Source organism: Streptomyces sp. UNOC14_S4, assembly GCF_020740835.1.
Classification (GTDB): Bacteria; Actinomycetota; Actinomycetes; order Streptomycetales; family Streptomycetaceae; genus Streptomyces.
Genome location: NZ_JAINFC010000919.1, coordinates 1 through 1,359 on the forward strand (window position 1 = coordinate 1; position 1,359 = coordinate 1,359).

The 1,359-nt window shown below is 76.3% G+C and carries 1 protein-coding gene; it reads left to right on the forward strand.

All coding sequences use genetic code 11. The features are described from left to right. Positions 1-177: 177 nt before the first annotated feature. Positions 178-1,359 (forward strand): serine/threonine-protein kinase (locus tag K6I34_RS37020; protein ID WP_229332399.1); only part of this gene is annotated, 1,182 nt, incomplete at its 3' end.

Below are 1,359 nucleotides of genomic sequence, written 5' to 3' on the forward strand. Positions count from 1 at the left end.
GACGTACACCGACCCCCAGAATGTCGATCTATCGACATCTAGAGGGTGTTTTACGCCGCACAAGTGACAGTTGGTGCATGATCGGCGCCCCCAACCCCCTCGCACCCGCGTAGCTTGTTCGCCAACGCCCCGCCCCACGGCGGGCGTCGGAGGACCCGGAAAGGAACCCGAACAGCCTTGGCTCGGAAGATCGGCAGTCGGTACACCGCCCACCAGGTCCTGGGCCGCGGAAGTGCCGGGACGGTGTGGCTCGGCGAGGGTCCCGAGGGGCCCGTGGCCATCAAGCTCCTGCGCGAGGACCTCGCCTCGGACCAGGAGCTCGTCGGCCGGTTCGTGCAGGAGCGCGCCGCTCTCCTCGGACTCGACCACCCCCACGTCGTCGGCGTCCGCGACCTCGTCGTCGACGGCGCGGACCTCGCCCTCGTCATGGACCTGATCCGGGGCACGGACCTGCGCACCCGCCTCGACCGTGAGCGCCGCCTCGCGCCCGAGGCGGCCGTCGCCATCGTCGCGGACGTCGCCGACGGCCTCGCCGCCGCCCACGCGGCGGGCGTCGTCCACCGTGACGTCAAGCCGGAGAACGTCCTGCTCGACATGCAGGGCGAGCTCGGCCCCGGCGGCGCGCACCCCGCCCTGCTCACCGACTTCGGCATCGCCCGGCTCGTGGACGCGCCCCGCCCGGCCGGGGGCGCCTCCGGCCGGAGCCCGGGGGAGGGCGGCCGCGTACCGAGCCCGCGCAGCGTCATCGGCACCCCCGACTACCTCGCCCCCGAGATCATCGAGGGCCTGCCGCCGCGCGCGTCCGTCGACGTCTACGCCCTCGCGACGGTCCTCTACGAGCTGCTCGCGGGCTTCACCCCGTTCGGCGGCGGTCACCCCGGCGCGGTGCTGCGGCGGCACGTCACCGAGACGGTGGCGCCGCTGCCAGGCATCCCCGACGAGCTGTGGCAGCTCATCGTCCAGTGCCTGGCCAAGGCGCCCGCCTCCCGGCTGCGGGCCTCCGAGCTCGCCGCCCGGCTGCGCGAGCTGCTGCCCGGCCTCGCCGGGATTCCGCCGCTCGACATCGACGAGCCCGAGGACGAGGCGGACCCGGCCGCGGCCCCGGTGCCGGGCGGTGACCGGGAAGGCGCGTACGAGGCCGGAGCCGGAGCCGCTGCCGGAGCCGCGGGCGCGGCTTCGGCGGCGGGTGCCGTGCCGCGGCGGCGGGGCGCGGTGCCGCTGGTGCCGGGGGCCGTGGCCGACTCCAATTCCAGCCGCGAGACCCACACCAGCATGCGCGTGCCCACGCCCGCGGAGCTCGCGGGGGGCGCGCACGGCACGGCGCGGGCGCCGCGGGCGGCCGGGCAGCGGCGCCCGCGC